Origin of the sequence: Methylomonas sp. MS20 (assembly GCF_050275925.1) — a bacterium.
GTDB lineage: Bacteria > Pseudomonadota > Gammaproteobacteria > Methylococcales > Methylomonadaceae > Methylomonas > Methylomonas koyamae_A.
The window spans coordinates 201,871-221,787 of sequence record NZ_CP189963.1; the positions used below are offsets into that span (position 1 = coordinate 201,871).

The 19,917-nt window shown below is 50.9% G+C and carries 16 protein-coding genes; 5 read left to right on the forward strand and 11 right to left on the reverse strand.

The annotated features are described in order from the left end of the window. Positions 1 to 65: 65 nt before the first annotated feature. Positions 66 to 407, reverse strand: a complete 342-nt coding sequence (locus tag ACQE3D_RS25555; protein ID WP_427551951.1) for a hypothetical protein — start codon at positions 405 to 407, stop codon at positions 66 to 68. 24 nt (positions 408 to 431) lie between these two features. Between ACQE3D_RS25555 and ACQE3D_RS25560 the strand changes: the two genes are divergently transcribed. Further along, positions 432 to 3,395 carry a dockerin type I domain-containing protein gene (locus ACQE3D_RS25560; RefSeq protein ID WP_427551952.1) on the forward strand — a complete coding sequence of 988 codons (2,964 nt, stop codon included), beginning with the start codon at positions 432 to 434 and terminating at the stop codon, positions 3,393 to 3,395. 33 nt (positions 3,396 to 3,428) lie between these two features. Then, complete coding sequence (locus ACQE3D_RS25565) at positions 3,429 to 4,016, forward strand: cohesin domain-containing protein (RefSeq protein ID WP_427551953.1); 588 nt, start codon at positions 3,429 to 3,431, stop codon at positions 4,014 to 4,016. 148 nt (positions 4,017 to 4,164) lie between these two features. Here the strand turns inward: ACQE3D_RS25565 and ACQE3D_RS25570 are convergent, their stop codons facing one another. The 10 genes from ACQE3D_RS25570 to ACQE3D_RS25615 all read right to left on the reverse strand — a co-directional run bounded on the left by ACQE3D_RS25570 (position 4,165) and on the right by ACQE3D_RS25615 (position 16,660). Then, positions 4,165 to 5,076, reverse strand: a complete 912-nt coding sequence (locus tag ACQE3D_RS25570; RefSeq protein ID WP_427551954.1) for a DNA-binding protein — start codon at positions 5,074 to 5,076, stop codon at positions 4,165 to 4,167. A gap of 266 nt (positions 5,077 to 5,342) precedes the next feature. After that, positions 5,343 to 5,666: a hypothetical protein gene (locus ACQE3D_RS25575; protein WP_427551955.1), complete on the reverse strand. Its 324-nt coding sequence runs from the start codon at positions 5,664 to 5,666 to the stop codon at positions 5,343 to 5,345. A gap of 82 nt (positions 5,667 to 5,748) precedes the next feature. Beyond that, positions 5,749 to 8,070 carry a heavy metal translocating P-type ATPase gene (locus ACQE3D_RS25580; protein ID WP_427551956.1) on the reverse strand — a complete coding sequence of 774 codons (2,322 nt, stop codon included), beginning with the start codon at positions 8,068 to 8,070 and terminating at the stop codon, positions 5,749 to 5,751. 3 nt (positions 8,071 to 8,073) lie between these two features. Continuing rightward, positions 8,074 to 11,256, reverse strand: a complete 3,183-nt coding sequence (locus ACQE3D_RS25585) for a CusA/CzcA family heavy metal efflux RND transporter (protein WP_427551957.1) — start codon at positions 11,254 to 11,256, stop codon at positions 8,074 to 8,076. Between the two features lie 18 nt (positions 11,257 to 11,274). Then, positions 11,275 to 12,822 carry an efflux RND transporter periplasmic adaptor subunit gene (locus tag ACQE3D_RS25590; RefSeq protein WP_427551958.1) on the reverse strand — a complete coding sequence of 516 codons (1,548 nt, stop codon included), beginning with the start codon at positions 12,820 to 12,822 and terminating at the stop codon, positions 11,275 to 11,277. Further along, positions 12,819 to 14,180: a TolC family protein gene (locus tag ACQE3D_RS25595; RefSeq protein WP_427551959.1), complete on the reverse strand. Its 1,362-nt coding sequence runs from the start codon at positions 14,178 to 14,180 to the stop codon at positions 12,819 to 12,821. Before ACQE3D_RS25595 ends, ACQE3D_RS25590 begins: the two co-directional genes overlap by 4 nt. A gap of 90 nt (positions 14,181 to 14,270) precedes the next feature. Further along, the gene (locus ACQE3D_RS25600) at positions 14,271 to 14,687 is read right to left on the reverse strand and encodes a hypothetical protein (protein ID WP_427551960.1); all 417 of its coding nucleotides are present in this window, start codon (positions 14,685 to 14,687) and stop codon (positions 14,271 to 14,273) included. A 313-nt stretch (positions 14,688 to 15,000) separates the two neighbouring features. Then, entirely contained in the window at positions 15,001 to 15,435 is a 435-nt protein-coding gene (locus tag ACQE3D_RS25605; protein WP_256603877.1) for a putative iron-sulfur cluster-binding metallochaperone, read from the reverse strand. Between the two features lie 17 nt (positions 15,436 to 15,452). Next, the gene (locus ACQE3D_RS25610; protein ID WP_427551961.1) at positions 15,453 to 16,163 is read right to left on the reverse strand and encodes a MerT/CopZ fusion-like heavy metal transport selenoprotein; all 711 of its coding nucleotides are present in this window, start codon (positions 16,161 to 16,163) and stop codon (positions 15,453 to 15,455) included. A gap of 68 nt (positions 16,164 to 16,231) precedes the next feature. After that, positions 16,232 to 16,660, reverse strand: coding sequence for a MerR family transcriptional regulator (locus tag ACQE3D_RS25615; protein WP_427551962.1), 429 nt, complete (start codon positions 16,658 to 16,660; stop codon positions 16,232 to 16,234). A gap of 630 nt (positions 16,661 to 17,290) precedes the next feature. Between ACQE3D_RS25615 and bet the strand changes: the two genes are divergently transcribed. The 3 genes from bet (at position 17,291) to ACQE3D_RS25630 (ending at position 19,743) form a co-directional block, all read left to right on the forward strand. After that, positions 17,291 to 18,301 (forward strand): phage recombination protein Bet, encoded by a 1,011-nt coding sequence (gene bet / locus ACQE3D_RS25620; RefSeq protein WP_427551963.1) that lies wholly within the window; start codon positions 17,291 to 17,293, stop codon positions 18,299 to 18,301. 99 nt (positions 18,302 to 18,400) lie between these two features. After that, positions 18,401 to 18,748, forward strand: a complete 348-nt coding sequence (locus ACQE3D_RS25625; protein ID WP_427551964.1) for a hypothetical protein — start codon at positions 18,401 to 18,403, stop codon at positions 18,746 to 18,748. Then, positions 18,745 to 19,743: a YqaJ viral recombinase family protein gene (locus ACQE3D_RS25630; protein WP_427551965.1), complete on the forward strand. Its 999-nt coding sequence runs from the start codon at positions 18,745 to 18,747 to the stop codon at positions 19,741 to 19,743. Before ACQE3D_RS25625 ends, ACQE3D_RS25630 begins: the two co-directional genes overlap by 4 nt. The last annotated feature ends 174 nt before the right edge of the window (positions 19,744 to 19,917 follow it).

Sequence of the window (19,917 nt, forward strand, 5' to 3'; positions counted from 1 at the left end):
ACGCCAAGTCCCGATCGCCCAGCGACTGATAGGCGAAATCAATGCCCATTTGCGGGATCGGCAGCTCAAACCGATCGGTTAATCACAGTCACAAAATCATCGCCGCCACCACCTCGATTTACGTTCATTGGGCATTGCTTGGCGGGTGTTTTATCGAGAAAGACCGCTTTCGGGCGATGAAAAAGAAGATCTGGCCGGCGCTTTCGACCCAAACCGGCCAGCCGGACAATATAAGAGTTTGTCAGCTTTCGCTGATATTGCTGACGTTCTGTCATTCCCAGCGAATTTGGTTCGCTCCCCGTCATTGGATCAGTTTGCCGAAACTTCATATTTCTGTAAATTTTATTTTGTTTACGATTCAAATCTGTTGCATTAGTATCCCCACTTGGAGTAGGCGTTAAACTCATAATTGATTTAATAGGGTAACAACCATGTTCAACTATTACAGAGCGTCTGGGATATACCGCTGGTGGCTATTTTTATTAATTTCTGTTGGTCGCATGGCCTATGGTTATGAATACGATATCGTCGATATCAAAACGCTCGCCGAGAAAGACGCTAACGGCATCTACACATCGTGTGGCAGCACGGCTTATGGATTGAACATTCTTGGTCAAGTTGTCGGGCGAAGCTATGTCGGCATCAACATCGTTCCCACGGCATTCATGACAGACGCGGATGGCGCGAATATTAGGGCTGTTGGGGATAATCACTTCAATTCCGCTATCGCGATTAACGATTCTGGACAAGTGCTCGGATCGTCTGATGGCGTCGGCGCTTATATCACGGGCCAAAACGGTCAAAATCCTGTTCTAGCCTATCCGAATATAGAAAATACCGACTCAGGCGCATTCCTCATTCCTTACGCGAGAGCACTTAACAATTCTGGCCAGATTGCCGGTTATCTGGGTGCAACGCTGCCCAATAACTACAATGACTATTTCGAGAATCTTTTCGTTACTGATCCCAATGACGGAGCATTGAAAAATCTGGGGACATTGTATCGGAACGTCGGCGGCACTTTGCTTCCGGACTTAGACGAAAGACGAGCCTTCGGCATCAACAATGCTGGACAGCTTGTCGGCGGATCGGCATCTCAATGTAAAAATCAAAATCCCGATACGCTTTGCCTCCCAAGCGCATATCAAGAGATGATCGAATGCGGTGCGTTCGTCACCGGAAACGATGGGAAAGGTGTTACATGCCTGGGGTCGCTCGGCTCGTCTATCCCCGCCGCTCACCGAGGCACCAAGGCGCTTGCCATCAACGATAAAGGCACAATTGTCGGTTACGGCAGCATAGGCAATACGAATTTCGGCGATCCCGAACATGCGTTTATCACCAATAGCGGCGACACCAAGCTCACCGATATAGGCACTCTAGGCGGTTATTCGAGCCGTGCTAACAATATCAACAATCTGGATCAATTTGTCGGTCACTATACGACGTCGAACGGCGGCCGCGCTTTTTTAGGCGCATGGAATCCTGACGAAAAGGACGAAAGCAAAAAAATTACTCGCTTGGACGATCTTAACAAGTTAATCGATCCTGCCAACGGCTGGATCATCACCGATGCGGTCGGAATTAACGACAAAGGGCAAATTGCGGCAAACGGCTACAATCCGATGAAGGCGAAAACCAATAGCGAGTTTGCTTGCGAACACGCATTGCTGTTGACGCAACATCCGCCTTGTAACGATGAGGATGGTGACGCACTCTGTGATGATTGGGAAACTGACGGCGTCAGAACTGAGAGCGGGGTAGTTCTAAATCTAAAAGCGATGGGTGCTAATCCAAAGCACAAAGATATTTTTGTTGAGGTTGACTACCTTGTTGCTAACGACCATTCTCACAAACCGGAAAAAGGGGCAATCGATTTGATAGTTGAAGCCTTTGCGAAAGCTCCCGTTAGCAACCCTGATGGAAAAACTGGGATTACACTACATGTTGACTGTGGAAGAGAGTGCGTGATGAATCCCCAAAATGGAGATTTGTGGGGTGAAACTTCAGCCTCCCAGGCCATTCTTGAAGACAAATACAAAGTTTTAGGCTCATCTACCGAGAAAGAAAAGCTAGAAGCTGATATTAAAAATATCAGGGATAATTATTTTGCTAATAATGAAAAGACAAGGAATAGGAAACATGTTTTTCATTATTCTTTATTCGCTCACGAATTTATTTCTGGCACCATTGAGCGTGCGACCGGTTATTCATTGTTGCCAGTGCGGGCATCGTCTACGTTCATCGTAACCTTAGGAACAACTAAAAGTAAAATCGGTACTTTTTCACAACAGGCTGGAACATTCATGCATGAACTTGGACACAATCTCGGTCTGCACCATGGAGGAGTTGATCATATCAGTTTCAAACCCAATTATTTAAGCGTTATGAATTATGCTTTTCAAAAAGGTGGGATATTGCGGAGCGATGGAATAGGCTATCCGGATTATTCTAGGTTTTCTAATATACCTACCTTAAGCGAAATATCTCTAAATGAGAAAATTGGAGTTAATGGGGGGGCTGCGACTATGAATTTAAAAACCAGGTATTATATTCGGTGGCGCGCAACTATTTGTGAACAAATGGCTTTACCTGGAGAGGATTGTTTTAAAATAGTTAAAACTAATGAACCAATTGATTGGAATGGTAGTTGTTCTATTTTAAGCCTCTCTCCATGCGAATATGAAACCTCTGTCTCTGAAGATATTAACGGACCTTGGCCAGGCGCAGATATTTTTGAAGGAAATGATCATTTGACCAATCTAGTAAGTTATAACGATTGGGACAGGCTAATTTACGATGGAAGCGGTGAAATAGGAGCTGGCTCTGTAGGCGATAGCAATCAAAATAAACAATATTTATTGCCTTTTGATGAAGCGACTACCACGCTTCTAGATAATATAAAATCAGATTATGAGATAGTAATTAATAGAAATAGCGATTTCTCGTTATCGACTGGTGGATACAAGACTGTCTATTTCGCAATAGAAAATGAAGGCCTTAATCTTGATGAATTTTCAATAATAACTTCTGCAAACATGCCCTACGTGGACTTTAGTCAAATCCCAGATACTATTGAGCTTGATGCAGGAGAAGTTGCTGAGTTTCCGATAACGGTAACCAGGAGTAAATCTGCTGGAGCAAAAATTATCGAAGCGAAAGTTATGGTAAGTGGAAAGTCTGCCGATGAAATTACTATCAACGTATACGCGCAAGGGGATATTAGTCTTGATGGTAGCATTGATATTGACGATCTAAATTTAGTGAGAGCTAAATTAAATACATTTCCAGACAGTTACAGCGCCCACTATGATTTGAATGGAGACAGCAGGATAGACGCCGTCGATGCGAGGTTGCTAGTTAACCTTTGCACGAAGCCGCGTTGTGCCAAATAAACGATACTTTTTAATTACCACCTTTTAACCTTTATGAAAAATCTTATCGCTCTGATTTGGTTGGTGTTACTTGCTATGGCTCCACAAACGCAAGCCTCCGCCGTTATCGCCGTCACTCCAGAATCGCAAATAGTGGTGGTCGGCTCTTCGGCGCAGTTCGATCTTGCCGTTTCCGGATTGAATGACGCGGCAACCGGCGCTCTAGGGTCATGGGATATAACCCTGACCTACGATCCAACATTGCTAAGTTTCCAATCGGCCAGCTTCGGCAAGCAATTAGATGTGTTGGGCCTCGGCTCTATCCAAAGCACGGAAACGCCTACCGCCAACACCGTTCACATTTACGAAATCTCCCTGGATTCGGTCGCTGATTTATCGAGCCTTCAACAAAGCGCCTTTAATTTGGCGAGTTTGACCTTCACGGCTTTATCATCCGGATTAACTCCACTCAACTTGAAGCTCAATGCCTTGTCTGATGCGGACGGAATCCCGCTAACCGCGACATTCATATCGGGAGAAGCTGAAATTACCGCAGTTCCTCTACCTTCCGCAGTGTGGTTCTTCGTCACAGCGATTGGTGTTGTTTATTTTGGAACGATGCGTAGAAATGCGATTGTCTGATCTCTTCTAAGAATTCAGGATAGATAGTTCAGGGGCAGTTCCCCACCATATTGCCGACGTTACAAGCAAGGATCTGGTCGTCCGAAATTGGCCGGTTGGTTGAGGTCGCCAACGGCGGCTTTTCAGGCCTCCAGTTCAGCGCAATTAACTAATTTCCAATAGCTTTCATTAACTGTTCGACCTGTGTTGTCATGGCCGTTAATTGGCCTGTTAGTTGGGCGACCTGCTCTCGAGCACTCCCCGCTTCTCGTTTAGCGTTGTCCGTCTCCGCTTCGAGCTTGATCAGTTTATCGGCGGTTCGTTGAAGTTCCGCCGCCGCTCGTTTCCTTTCGTCCTTACGGGACTCCTCGGCGGCATCCGCCTTGGTCTGCACTTTCACCAATTCCGTTTTCAATTGATCCCGTTCGGCCGCGATGGCTTGGGCGGCTTGTTTTTGACCCGTCAATTGTTGCCGCAGTTTGGCTTGCTCGGCTTCATGCTGTTCGGTCGCCGCCTTCGCGTTTTTCTCGGCCGCCTCCAATCGTTCGCGCAAAGTGGCCAGCTCGACCGCCTGGGCTTGGTTCTCCGCCTGCGAATCGGCCAGCCGTTTGGTCAACGCTTCCGTCCTGGCCTGTTCGTCCGCCAGCATGGCTTCCAGTTCATCCACGGCTTGCGAGGCATCGGCCAGTTCGCGTTCCGCCTGGGCTTGCTGCTCGTTAGCCGCCCTTAACACCTCTCCCACTCGTCGCTCTTGGGTTTTGACAGCTTTGTCGTTTAATTCCAGCGCTAATGCGTTAACTTTGTCGACCAGGGCTTTGGTCAACGCGGACAAGGTTTCAGCGACTTCCACCGGTAACTCGGCCACCGGCTCTGCATTCGTCACCGCTTGAGCGGCATTGTGCCTGTCCCAGACTTCCTTGAGCCTTTTGGGATCGCCACCACCTATTATTTTCCGTAAAGCAAATCCTGTCACATTGCGATTGGCCTTGGTGAGCATCCTACCGGCGTCGAGAATCTGATCGTTGTCGATATTGGCCGGGCGGCCCAAGTTGGCGTTTAACTCTAAGATTTCTTCTTGCATGGTGTACCTGTCGGGTGACACAAAAGGTGAAAAACGGTCGATTGATTTTGAAGTGATTTTTCATTATTTATGTCACACATCACACCCACTTGCGACACCAAAAATGAAATATTCCGGATTTTGTGCCACTAATATTGAAAAATTTCCCGTCTATAAGAATCTGGAAACAGTGGTTAGATTTCGGACGACCGGTTTCCAAGTATTTATCCGAAAACTATTGGTTTGTCAGTTCAAGAACGGATACAGTGGAACGCGAAGCGCTACAACTAATGATCCGCTTCCCGCAACATTTCTGCCATGTCCCGGTTTGCAGTGACGGCCTGCTGGTAAAGATCAATCACTTCTTGGCTGTGCGCTTTAAGATCATTTGCGTGTCTACCATAAACGTAACGCTGCGACTCAAATTGGCTGAGATATTCTTTATGTTCCTCAATCTTGGTCTGTAATTCGTTGGCCTCGTCTTCGAAGTGTTTGGCTAACGCCTCATGCTGTATAGCCAGGTCAGTATCCATGGCGTGAGGCTCCATGAAGCTACAAGCAGATAATAAGGATTCAGCTAAAACTAAAACAATCAGTGATTTTAATGTCATGGTAATCTCCAAAGGTATCTTGAAATGGTAATGTCTAGGTGCTTTGACGATGTTAAAGCGCCCTTTAAAGAATTCAGGCCACTTAAAAGGCCGTATTTTTGGGATGAAGTAATCTCAATCCGTTGGCTACGACCAATAAGGAAGCGCCCATGTCAGCAGCTATGGCTTCCCATAAGGTCGCCACACCGGCAAAGGCCAAGACGGCGAACGCGGCTTTGATCGTCAGCGCAAAAGCAATATTTTGTCGAATAATCGCCAGTGTTCTTTTGGAATGCCCGATCAGCCAAGGCAGTTTGGAAAGGTCATCGCCCATCAGAGCAATATCGGCTATTTCGATGGCCGCATCCGACCCTAACACACCCATGGCAATCCCCAGGTTGGCCCTTCCCAGCGCAGGGGCGTCGTTAACACCATCACCGATCATCGCTACCTGTCCATATTTCTCGACCATTTGACTGACGATCTCCACTTTATCGGCGGGCAATAATTCGGCGTGAACCTCATCGATGCCAATTTGGGCCGCGATGTTATTGGCCGTCACCTGATTGTCACCGGTCAACATGGCTAAATGTCGGATTCCATTTTGTCTCAGAGCTTGCAAAATCGATTTGATTTCAGCGCGAGGCTGATCGGCAACGGCAATGAGGCCACAAATATGCCGATCATTGCCAATCGCAATCACAGTTTGCCCTGTTTGTTCAAGGGCAATCGCTTTTTCACTGATTTCCGGGATTTCTTGGCTACGTTCCAATAGATAACGACGCGATCCCAGCCAGAAATCCGTGCCATTAAATAATCCGGTTACACCTTTACCCGGTAGAACCTTCACATCGTCTGCGCTGGCCACGTTGATACCGAGTTTTTCCGTGTGGCGTAAAATGGCTTTTGCCAACGGATGATTGCTTCGCGCTTCCAGTGCGGCGGCGCGGCTTAACAGTTCTTCTTTACTATGACCATTAAAAGGATAAATACCCGTGACGATGGGCTCACCAGAGGTCAGCGTGCCGGTTTTATCAAAGGCAATCGCATTAAGATGGGCGGGTGTTTCAATATAAATACCACCTTTGATCAGAATGCCTTGTCGGGCTGCACACGCTAAGGCCGCGACAATACTGACCGGTGTCGAAATGACTAATGCACAGGGGCAGGCAATGACCAACAACACCAAGGCGTGGTAAAACCATTCGTTCCAGCCCCCTTCGAAAAATAACGGTGGAATGATGCACATGGCCAACGCCACCAGCATCACAGCCGGGGTATAAATACGCGCAAATTTCTCCACCCATTGCTCGACCTCGGCTCGTTTACCGTGGGCTTCGCCTACCAGACGGGTAATCTGTGCCAGGGTGGTATCCGAAACCAGCTTGGTGGACCGGATTTCCAATGTGCCTTCAACATTAATGCTTCCGGCAAATACCTCATCACTCACTTGCTTGGCAACCGGCATGCTTTCACCGGTAATCGGTGCCTGATTGACTGAACTGAAACCGGCAATTACGTTGCCATCCAGGGGGATTTTAGCGCCAGGTGCTAATATGAAACGGGTACCTATACTGACTTCTGCCGCTGGTACCACGCATTCCTGGCCGGTTTCATCCTTGATCGTCACCGTCGAGGGGGCTAAATCCAGCAAGGCTTCAACGGCATGCCGGGCACGGCCAATACTCCAGCTCTCAATCGCCAGAGACAGGGCAAATAGAAAACTGACCGTTGCCGCTTCAAACCATTCATCAATGAACATCGCACCGATAACCGCAATCGTCATCAGCAAATTCATATCCGCCCGTAAGCGTTTCAAGGCATAAAACGCCTTAACAATCACATGCCGAGCACCGCAAGTCACCGCTAAACCAAAGGCTATTTTTTCAGGCAAGGGCATCGCCTGCTGAGCATGGGCATTCAGTAAGCTATACAGATAGTGAGTGACCACCTCCCATTGCAGCGTTCCGTTTTTTGCCGAGCTGAAAACGGTTTGAATATCCACAAAGCCGCCGGCTATGGCGATATGAATCAGCATGCCGGCCACGATAAACAACCCGCTAAGCACGGTATAAACGGTCTTCGAACGGTGCAGTTGCTTGGCATCAGCATCGGCCTGACCTGCTTGCCAGCGAGCGGCCGTCATACCCGTTGCCGCAACGGCTTTGATGATGGTTTTTTCAGTCACGGGCTCGGCATCAGACAACAGTGTCATGCGCCCGTTTAAAACATCAAAGGCCAGTTTGTCACTGCCCCCCACTAGCGGGCCTATCGCGCTTTTCAACGTGGCGACCTCTTCGGCGCAATCCAGTCCCTCGATTTTGAACGTCATGCCACTCGACAAGTTTGATGCCGTTGGCGGGTGGTTATCCGGTTTCTCGCCAGGACAACAACAGGTTTTTTCTGATTGCTTGCAGGTACTCATCGTTTAATCCTCATTGGAATCAATCTGCGGAATTCCCGGTATCATGGGATTTACTGATTGGTCTTTGTGATGCGCGAGCCAGTATAGAATCGGTAATACCAACAAAGTCAGCATCGTTGACGACAGAATGCCGCCAATCACCACGGTGGCCAGCGGGCGCTGTACTTCTGCACCGGTACCCGTCGCAATGGCCATCGGCACGAAACCGAACGAGGCCACCAATGCGGTCATCAGCACTGGCCTAAGGCGTGTCAGAGCACCCTCTACAATCGCCTTATCCAGCGACATGCCTTCGTCGCGGAGGCTGCGGATAAAAGCGATCATCACCAGGCCGTTCAGTACTGCCACACCCGACAACGCGATGAAACCCACCGCTGCTGAAATCGACATCGGAATATCGCGCAACCAGAGCGCGACCAAGCCACCCGTCAAAGCAAAGGGGATGCCGCTGAATACCAGCAAACCGTCTTTGGCGTTGCCAAACATCATGAACAGGAGTGTGAAAACCAGGATTAGCGCCACAGGCACTACAATCTGTAAGCGATGGGCAGCCGATTGCAACTGCTCGAACTGTCCGCCCCAACTTGTCCAATAACCGGATGGAATTTTGACTTTTTGTTGCAGCTTTTGTTCGGCCTCGGCGACAAAGGAGCCAATGTCACGGCCGCGCACGTTGGCACTGATGACGATTCGGCGCTTGCCGTTCTCACGGCTGATTTGATTGGGACCAGGTGCCATTTCCAGGCTGGCCACTTCAGCCAGTGGAATATAGCTGGTTCGTCCGTCTCGGTTTTGCCCGCGCGGCAATGAGATCGGCAAGCGGTTGATGGCATCCAGATTGCTGCGCAGGTTCTCCGGCAGACGCACGATAATGTCGAAACGCCGGTCGCCCTCGAACAAGGTGCCGGCTTCGGTGCCACCAATCGCGGTCGCCACCGCATCCTGCACATCGCCCACGTTTAAGCCGTAGCGCGAGGTTTTATCCCGGTCGATATTAAGCGTCAGCATCGGCAAGCCGGTGGTTTGCTCGACTTTCACTTCGGATGCACCGGGAATCGCTGCCATGACCGCTGAAATTTCAGTCGCGGTATCATTCAATACATCCATATCATCGCCGAACACTTTAACCGCAACGTCGCTACGCACCCCTGAAATCAGCTCATTGAAGCGCAACTGGATAGGCTGGGAAAACTCGTAGAGGTTGCCGGGCAGTTTGTTGGCCGCCGCTTGTATCGCAGCCAGCAAGTCGTCTCGTGATTTATCGGGTTCAGGCCATTGCTCGCGTGGTTTGAGCATGATGTAACCATCCGAGATATTCGGCGGCATCGGGTCGGATGCGATTTCGGCGGTACCGGTTCGTGCAAATATCCGTTCGATTTCGGGAAACTGCTGCTTGAGAGCTTGTTCAATCTGTTGTTGCATGGCGACCGATTGCGACAAGCTGGTACCCGGAATACGCATTGCCTGAATGGCGAAATCGCCTTCATTCAAGCTCGGCACAAACTCGCTGCCCATCCGCGTCGCCAACAGGCCCGACAGAATCACCGCGACCACCGCCAGAGTAAGTATCACCGGCTTGTTGCTCATGACGCTATCCAGTACCGGCGCATAGATACGCTTGGCACTCAGCATCACCACATTTTCCTTTTCGGCGACTTTATCGCCGATAAACAGCGCCACAGCCGCCGGAATAAAGGTCACCGACAGTATCATGGCTCCCACCAAGGCAATGACCACCGTGAACGCCATCGGATGAAACATTTTGCCTTCCACCCCCGTCAGCGCAAAGATGGGCAAATACACGACCATGATAATCAACTGGCCAAATAACAGCGCTCGCCGCGCTTCTTTCGATGCCGTAAACACTTCATGAAAACGTTCACTACGTGATAGCGAACGTCCCTGCTGTTCCTGGGCATGGGCCAGCCTTCGCACACAGTTTTCGACAATCACCACCGCACCGTCGATAATCACACCAAAGTCGAGCGCCCCCAGACTCATCAAGTTGGCACTGACCTGATACGTCACCATGCCGGTGAAGGTGAACAACATTGATAACGGTATGACCATTGCAGTAATGATGGCCGCACGAATATTACCGAGGAACAGAAACAGAATCACGATGACCAGAATCGCCCCTTCGGTTAAGTTCTTCTTGACCGTATTGATGGCTTTATCGACCAATACTGTTCGGTCATAGACCGTCACGGCCTGCACCCCTTCGGGCAGCGTGCGGTTGATTTCCGTCATCTTTTTATCGACCGCTTGCGAGACGGCACGGCTATTCTGACCGATCAGCATAAAGACCGTGCCCAATACCATCTCTCGGCCATTTTCGGTCGCAGCGCCGGTGCGCAGTTCCCGACCGATTTCGACTTCGCCGACATCGCGAATGCGAATGGGCACGCCCTGGACATTGCCGAGAATGATGTTGCGAATATCCTCCATCGAATGCACTTGGCCCGGCGCACGAATCAGATATTGTTCGCCCCGCTTTTCGATGTAACCGGCACCGACATTATTGTTATTGCGATCCAGCGCGGTGACAATATCTTGCAAAGTCAGGCCGTAGGACGCGAGTTTTTCCGGAATCGGTGCCACCTGATATTGTTTGGCGTAGCCGCCAATGGAATTGATTTCGGTGACACCCGGCACGTTGCGCAGCTGCGGTTTGATAATCCAGTCCTGGATTTCACGCAGATCGGTGGCGGTGTAAGGCGAACCGTCCGGTTTTTTGGCCCCCTCTTGGGCTTCGACTATCCAGAGATAGATTTCCCCAAGACCGGTGGAAATGGGACCCATCGCCGGCGTGATGCCGGCGGGCAGTTTATCCTTGGCTTCCTGAATACGTTGATTCACCAATTGCCGGGCGAAATAGACATCGGTGCCGTCCTGGAAAATCACCGTGACCTGCGACAAGCCGTAACGCGAAAGCGACCGGGTTTGTTCCAGATGCGGCAAACCCGCCATGACGGTTTCGATGGGATAAGTAATCCGCTGTTCGGTTTCTAAAGGCGAGTAACCCGGTGCCGTGGTATTAATTTGTACCTGAACGTTAGTGATGTCCGGCACGGCGTCGATGGGCAGAATCGAGTAATTGAAGATACCGAGTCCTGCCATACCGAGTACGGCCAGAATAACCAGCCAGCGATGCTCGATCGCTAAACGAATGAGTCGTTCAAACATGATGCGAACTCCTGGGGATCAATGCGAGTGCTCGGCACTGCTTTTGCCTTGCTCGGATTTAATAACGAAGCTGCCATTGACAGCGTATTCAGTACCGGGCATGAGTCCTGCCACGATCTCGGTAACTTTGCCATCCGATAGTCCGGTGGAGACCGGTTGAGCAATAAAGCCGCCGGGTACGCGAATAAAAATCGTCGGCTTGTTTTTGATCATCTGGATGGCATCGGCTGCAACCGCGACCGGCACTTCACTTTCCTTGGTAGGCAGTTCGACCGTGATAAACAATCCAGGTCGCCAGGCCATCTGCGGATTGTCTAGTGTCACGCGTGCCGTAGCGGTGCGGGTTAGTTCACCCATCAATGAGCCCACATAAGACAGCGTACCGGTCGCCGAAGAATCGAACGCCGTGGCCTTGATGTTGACCTGTTTACCGACCTGCACGACATTGAGATCCTTCGCCGATACGATAATTTCGGCCCAGACGGAGGATAAATCAGTAATGGTGAAGATACTGGCATCTTCCTTGACCGCTTCTCCCATGGCGATGTGTTTCTCGACCACCATGCCGTCGAACGGTGCGCGAATTTCGTAGCGGTTGAGTGCGCCGCTGCTGGCCGATACTGTGGGACTTGCGCCTAACGCTATCAATTTTTGTTGGGCATTATGGACGGCGATTTCCATTTCCCGCATCGCCTGCTGGGCTTGCAGGTAGTCCTGCTCCGCCGAGATTTTGTCCTCCCATAAGTGCTTTTCCCGCGCAAAGGTAGAGCGGGCTAACTCCAGTCGCCTTTGTGCCGACAACAATTCACTACGCTGCTCGGACAACGCCGTACTGGCAATCACGGCGATGACCTGGCCTTTTTTGACTTGCTGGCCCAGGTTCGCGGAAATGTTCTCCACCACACCGGCCAAACGCGGTACCACATGAGAAGTCTTATCTTCATTGAAGCGAATTTCACCCGGTAGGGTGACAGAGCTTATGATGTGCGCTGCACCTGCGCTCTGAATCGAGATACCAGTTTCGGCGATTTGCTGATCGCTCAAGGCTACTTTGCCTTCTTCTTTACTGAAAGCAAACTGAAACGTCTGACCATCATGCTTGGCCGTCACGTTCGCTTCAAAGACATGGGGCTCGTCGATAGCCTGACTACTCTGCCAATACGCTTTTTCAGGCTTAAACTCGATGCGCTGTTGCTCGCCGCTCGGGCGCTTCAGTTGCACGGAGAGTTGATCGGCAACTGGCTGAAGCGGTTTATCCTGATTGAACGGATAAACCCGTAAGCGCGGCTCACCGCCTTCCTCGCTGAGCAGGATTTCCAGCTTAAAGTCACCGTCGCTGTAAACGTCACCGCCGTGCGGGCCTTGAGTCTGCTTGGCTTCATCGGCATGTTCATGGCCATTATCGCCTTCGGTGCTATCGACTTTAGCCGCTGCCTGGCTTTCTTCGCCGTGTTCCTCACCTTCCGGCATCGATTTGTCGATGCTCAGAATAAATAGGCTGAACAATAGGCCGACCACAATAATCGCGGCGATAGCGGTCCATTGTTTTTTGTTAATGGTGTTCATGGTGATACCTCGGGTTGGCTGTCCGCCACTGTTTCGTTCATATTGCTGCCGACCAAACGTTCCACGTTGGCCACGGACTTGTGATATTCGGCCAAGGCCAGTAAATACTGATTTTTGGCGCTAAACAGCGTGCGCTGTGCATCCAGTACGTCGAGAAAACCAAACTTACCCAAACGATAACCTTCGCAGGCGGCGTCATAAGCACTTTGGGCGCCAGGTAAAATATCTTGCTGCAAGGTGATGATTTCGGAATGAGCGGTATCCAGGGCTTGATAGGCGGTGTTCAATGCCGTGGCAATACGAATCTGGGTGCTGCGCAATTCGTCTTCCGCTTTGGTCAAACGATGCTCGGCTTCTTGAATACGGCCTTGATTGCGGTCGAAAACCGGCAATGGCACCGAAAAACCGACCACTAAAGCGTAATCACCCGGCATCAGAAATTTACTGGCACCGACAGTCGCGGTGACATCCGGGATGGCCTTGGATTTTTCCATCGTGATGAGCGCCTGACGTTGGGTGATTTCGGTGGCCCAACGGGCTAAATCGGGATTTTTGGAGAGGCGTTGCGCCAATGAGTCCAGGGAAGCCGGTGCTTGTATACTTTCCAAATGACCGTTTACCGTCTCAAAACGCGGTGTCGTGCTGCCCCAGCCGGCGGCTAAGCGCTTGCGGGCGGCTTCCAGTTCTTTCTGGGCTCGCATCAGCTCAATTTGCACCGAAGCGCGAGCAACTTTAGCCTTGGTTTCTTCAACGGGCGATACCTTGCCTGCCTGCACTCGCGCAGAGGTCGTGACCGTTGTCTGATTGGCCAATTCATGAATTTGCTGTGTTAGCGTCAAGCGCTGTTGGGCGGCCAACACGTCAATAAATGCCTGCGTAACTTGAGTGAGTACATCGGCTCGCTTGGTTTCGTAATCCCAATCGGCTAATTGTTTGGTTAGCGATGCCGCTTCCATGCGAGCGGTGCGCTTACCGCCCAATTCGATCAATTGACTCAGCTCCAAGGTGACGACATCGCCGTCGAAGCCCTTGATCACCTGATTCCCAAAATTCGCCGCATTGGCATTGAAAGTGGGATTGGGAAACAAACCCGCTTGGAGGGTGGCGGCTTCCTGTGCTCGGCTCTCCCAGGAAAAAGCGGATAGCTCGGGGTTCTGGGTTAGCGCTAGGGCAAGCGCTTGAGACAAAACCAGGGAACCGGTCGGCTCCTCAATGGCTTGCCGACTGGAACCGTTTGCACCCAGATCGCCTGATTGTGCCGGCAATAGCGTGTTGTCTGCCGGACTCGCATCGACCGAGCCGGCAGTAATCAATAAACACAGTGCAACGCCAAGTGGCCGCACATAATTCGAGAACATGGAAAATTTCTCCGTAGCATAGAGGGAACGTCAACACGGACACAGATGAACCTGCGCCTTCGGCTTGTGAGTTGCAGCTAGGAGAAGTGGCTAAATCAGTAAAACGGTACTGCGCAGGGCGAGTAGGCGGGAATCGGTAAAGGGCGGGTCGAAAAATGCCGGCTGCCGAATAACGACTTTGGCATAAAGGACTAGCAGTGAGATCAGGAAAAATACCGGCAAAAGCCCAATATCAATCGCTATTTTTAATAAATTCGTCAATTGTAGGGGGATGTGATCATCACCATCGATAGGAATGTCAGTGCAAGGCGACGAGCAGGGATCGCTGTGATCGCTCGTAAGAGCATTTGTCTCGTCGTTGAAACGAGTGACAACAGTCAAACTTACGGATTGGTCTTTTCCATTCTTCTCTACAGCGACATGGCCATCAGCACCAAAACATAGCACAAAGGCCGACACATCTCGATGGCCCAGGCCAAAATGACCGAGCACAGCGAATATCAGCACGATAGAGAGCCATGTTTTAAAGCGGAGTAAGGAAACCATCCCTCAAAAGAATACTCGCCATCCAAAATAATTCAAGCATTTAGGTACAAACACCAGCGAGCGTGACCCTGAAGGCTCCCTGATTGCTTTAGCCTGGCAGCTCTGTCGGATTATTTCATTATTCATGTCACATGCTAGTTGGAGGTTTGACACAAATAGTGAAATCTTCCGACTTTTTTGCCACTAATGGTGAAATATTTCGCGGCTGCGAAAGCCGGAAAAAATACCCAGAGTTCGAACGGAAGGTTTCCAGTAATAATTCGACAACCATACGTCACTCATTTTCAAAACGCTTGAAGTTGGCCAAACAGCACTGGCCTGACGGATTCCTGATTTCGCAGGCGCATTCGCCGGCTTTGGTACGTTGCATGACGAAACCCTTGATCGGTTCTGCCCGTCGATCTTTTAACGCCGATAAATACTGCTCGGAGTCTATGTCAAAGCAGTAACAAAGCGCGTCGTTCTGAATCGCTTGATAGCTTCGTAAATGCTGTTTGGGAATGGTGCTGCCGGCGTTGGCAAAGTAAGCAATCGAACATGTTTTTGCCGGACAAAAATAATAGCTGTCAATGACGATTGACTGATTTTCGGGAAACCGTACCTGATGGTACAACGTAGGCATGCCGACGCTTTTGCACGCGGAACCGCATTCAGGACAAATCTGTTGGGTTTTTGCGGATGACTTGGTGGGGCAGCAACAATCAGACATAGACGCTATCCTCGGTCTTATTGGCTAATAGGTGTGACCAGAGAGCCCGGATAACCGGCGTCCGTCGTAGCTTTGATCAAGGCTGTGCTATTGGTTTTGTGACTGTAGAAAGTAACCATGGCCGTTTTTGCATCGTAATCGACAGCCACTTTTTGCACGCCGTCGATTTTCTGTAAGGCTTTTTTGATGGTGACGGTACACATGGCGCAGGTCATATTCTCTAACTTCAGTGTCACCGATTGTTGTTGGTTTTGCTGTGCCTCTGTGGTTTCAGCAAAGGCCGCTGGCATCCACAAAGTGGCCGGTAACACCAAGCTTATCAGTAATAATCCGGATTTAATGGTCATATCGGAATCCTCTCAAGCCATAAAAAAAGGCGCTAACCAGGGAAAAGCCAGCAATATCAAAATGAATGCGGAACCTAGCCAAAACAGTAGGCGCTGCCGGCGTTGGTTGTCGGATGTGGAGCAGATTTCACCTACCGCACAGCGATCAGACGTTAGATAGAGCTTTCGATAGCCGAGTACTATAAAAATCAGGGTCATGACAATGAAAAATGGCCGGACCGGTTCCAGCGCCGTCAACGTGCTGATCCATGCACCACCAATACCCAACGACAGCAGCAAAAATGGCCCAACACAACAGGCCGAAGCCCCTACAGCGGCCAAAAGGGCGCCGATACCCAACCATGACGGGGTGTTAGTGGGGGGTTCTGAGTCTGTATTCATAGCAATCTCCTAAGCCAAACCATGGTCAATGTTGGCAAGGAGTCTAAACCCTGTTGCTTAGAACAGAGTCAAGTGCGTGATATAGAATCAAGGTTGGGATCAGATGCATCATCGCTAAATGCATCGAGAATAGCGCAATGAGCGGTTGGAGCTGTCTGCTGACAGTCGTTGACCAGGCTTTCCAATACCTGACGGAGAGCGGTTAAATCCCTGATTTGTTGATCGATCTGCTGGCATTTTTGCTCGGCGACTTGTCGAACATCAGCACAGTGTGCCCCATCAAGCGATAGCAAGGTGGCAATTTCTTTCAAGGTAAATCCAGCCTGTTGAGCGCGTTTGATAAAACGTATTCGGGCAATCGCATCATCTGAATAAACTCGATAACCGCCATCGGGTTTCGCTGGCTCTGTCAGAAGACCAATACGTTGATAGTGACGAATGGTTTCAATGGTGACTTCGGTTTGTTTGGCAAGTTTGCCGATGGTTAAAGGCGACATTTCATTGAACCAAATGTGAAAGGGATTTTATTGTCCCTCAGTTTTTCCACTTATCAGCTATTAACAAATTACTATGAATATTATTTTGAATGGCGACTAAATTCTCAGATGTCTGCCTATGAGGTAATGTGCAACTGGCTAGTCGATGACGCCAGCACAGTTGCAAACATGCCTCTCCTTTAGGTTCTAAGAACCAAATCCTCTCGGATTTTTTCAATAGTTGTGTCACTGGTTTTTCACTAATTTGGCACGCATTTCACTTTTTGTGTCACTCGACAGTACCCCCATCGTTAGCGACGGCCCTAGTTTGGCATATAATAAGAAATAAAGTAAGTAAGTAAGAAAGTAATGTACAAGCGCTTTTCGACCGGGTACTCTCCAGCGCCCCAATACCACTTCCACCGATCGATTTTTTTTGTTATAACTTGGTCCTAGTTTTTAGCGTAATTGCACGCTGAAAATCCTGCATCGCAGGCGTTCCGTCTTTAGGCGGCGGGAACTGACGTTTCCGTACTGAGTGCGTTAAGCTCAGTCTTCAAATCCAGCGTCTTTCAGGCGCAACCATTCACCCACCGGGGAACACATTCCCCGTGGGGCAATGTCGTTCCCCTTTTTTTTAGGAGAACGATCATGGCTCAACCCCAACGCAACCCCGATAAAACCCGCGACTTGCCCATGCCGGCGACCGCGCAGCAATACGGCCTGACGGAGCAATCCTGGAAAGTCCTGACCGAAGTCACCTTTCCCACGGCCAAAACTCCCGAAGCCATCTTGATGGCCCTGGATTATTGCAAGACCCGCAAACTCGACATCTTCAAAAAGCCGGTGCATATCGTGCCGATGTGGAGTGCCGCTCTAGGCCGCAATGTCGAAACCGTCTGGCCGTCCATCATGGAAATCCAGACCACTGCCTCCCGAACCGGTGTTTGGGCGGGTATCGATCGGCCTGTCTGGGGCCCCGATATCACCCGTACCTTTACCGGCCGTTACAAGGACGATAACGATCAATGGCAAGAATCCAGCACTACCCTGACGTTTCCCGAATGGGTGGCGGTCACGGTCTACCGGATCGTCGGCGGCAAACGTTGTGCGTTTACCGAGGAAGTCTATTGGCTCGAAGCCTACAGCACCGCCGGCGGTAAGAACTCGCAAGTGCCCACCGCGATGTGGATCAAACGACCGAAAGGTCAGTTGGCCAAATGCGGTAAAGCGGCGTCTTTGCGGGCGGCCTTTCCGGAAGAATGCGGTTATGCCGCCGAGGAAATGGACGGCAAAATCATCGATATTGATGGTGCCAACGTGATCGATATCGATCCAGCGAACGCTGCGACGGTCACCGATAACGAGCAACCACCTCACGCTGAAGTCAAGCCGGAGGAAATCGATGTCTCAAAGCTCGATCCAAATTTGATCAAGGCGGTTGAAACCTTGATTAAGCGGACAACCAAGGCGAACGCCTGGGCCGCGGCTGACGCATTCGTCAATGAGCGCTTCAAAGGACTCGACTTGATCTATGCCCGTGCGGAATTGGAAAAAGCCAAACCGAAACCCGCGTTGGAACACACGGAAGGCATGACCCTGCCGCCACTTTCAGCGAAAGACCGGGCGCTAGCGCAGGCCCGTCAAACCTTTAGCCACTAAGCCGACCCACACCGTTCGGTTTTTCATTTTTTTACCCATCCAGGGCGTCATGATTCGCCCGGTGGGCTATTCGTGACGCTCTTCTCTTGGAGAAACGTCATGACTGAAATCACCCCCTTCGATCGCTCCCTCAACCGGATCCCCAGCTTTATCGACTGGAGCCGATACGATTCACCCACTGTCCTGCGCCGGTATGGGCCTGGATATCTGGATAGAACGCTCGATCCGGACACGGAAACCCGACTGTTTCAACGCCGGCATTCCTACGCCGATTTGGAGAGCCTCGCCGAAACCTTCGGCGGCCTGTGCACGCTGACGGACGGTTACACGTTATTGCTATTCGACCATGCCCGCTGCGCACAGCGTTGCCATGCGGTATTGAAACAACGCCGACTGGACGGTGTGCTGCACGGCTGCGATATCCGGATCGACGGAGAGTTCGAATGAAGATCGTCGATATCGCCCAACGCAGCGATGCGTGGCGACGATGGCGATCGCAAGGCGTGACCGCCAGCGAAGCGGCAATCATTCTGAACCGGTCGCCTTACAAGACGCCTTGGCGCTTGTGGGCCGAACGGGTCGGCATCGTCCTGGAAGCCAACCTCGACCACCATCCCTTGGTCCGTCGCGGCCGCGAACTGGAATCGCAGGCGGCACAGTGGTTCGAAACCACCCTTGACGAACTGTTGTTACCCCTGTGCGGCGAGTGCGATCAGTACCCGCTGATCCGTGCCTCGTTCGACGGCATGACTGGAAACGGCGAACCCGTCGAAATCAAATGCCCGCACCCCAGTACCTACCAAACGGTGGTGCGGGAACGCGAGCAATCGGCCGCCTACCAATTGTATTGGGTGCAAGTCCAGCAACAGTTGTTGGTCGCCGATGCCAAAAGAGGCTATCTGTGCTTCTATCTCGACGACCAGCATGTCAAGGTGTTCGATATCGCGCGCGATGACGCCTTTTTGGTAGCGTTAATCAACGCGACGATCACGTTTTACGGTTGGGTGATGACCAAAAAAGAACCGCCGAAGGATCTGCAGCGGGATTTGTATTTGCCGCAAGGCGACGCCGAAACCCAGTGGCGTCAACTGGCGGCCGAATACCGTGCTCGGCAGAAGAAACTGGAGGCATTGAAAGCCGAAGCCATACAACTGGCCGAACTGCAAGCCAAGACCGAAGCTGAATGGGTGGCGCAAATGGCCGACTACGTGATCGCCGAACATTCCGGCGTGCGGGTCTGTCGAAGCGTCAGCCAGGGAGGTATCGATTACAGGGCGGCTTTAACGGCCCTGCTCCCGCAACTGACTGAGGCGGAGCTGGCGCCGTACCGAAAGGCTCCGGCCTCGCGGGTGCGCGTGACGTGCCGAGACGACAATGGTAAAAACGCGCAAGTGGCGTTTGATCCGGCGTCCTTGGCCGTGACGGAAAGCAGTTGGTTTTAAATACGTTAGCAACGAACGAACACGACTTCCGTCGTGTTCGTTTCTTTAAGTCGCTTCAGGGCTTGTTTTAAGGTGTAAGTCAAGCCCTCAACCGACTTTTCTAGCGCTATCGTCATCGATACGCTGAAAATCCTGCAGTGCAGGCGTTCCGTCTTCAGGCGGCGATCAAGGGAT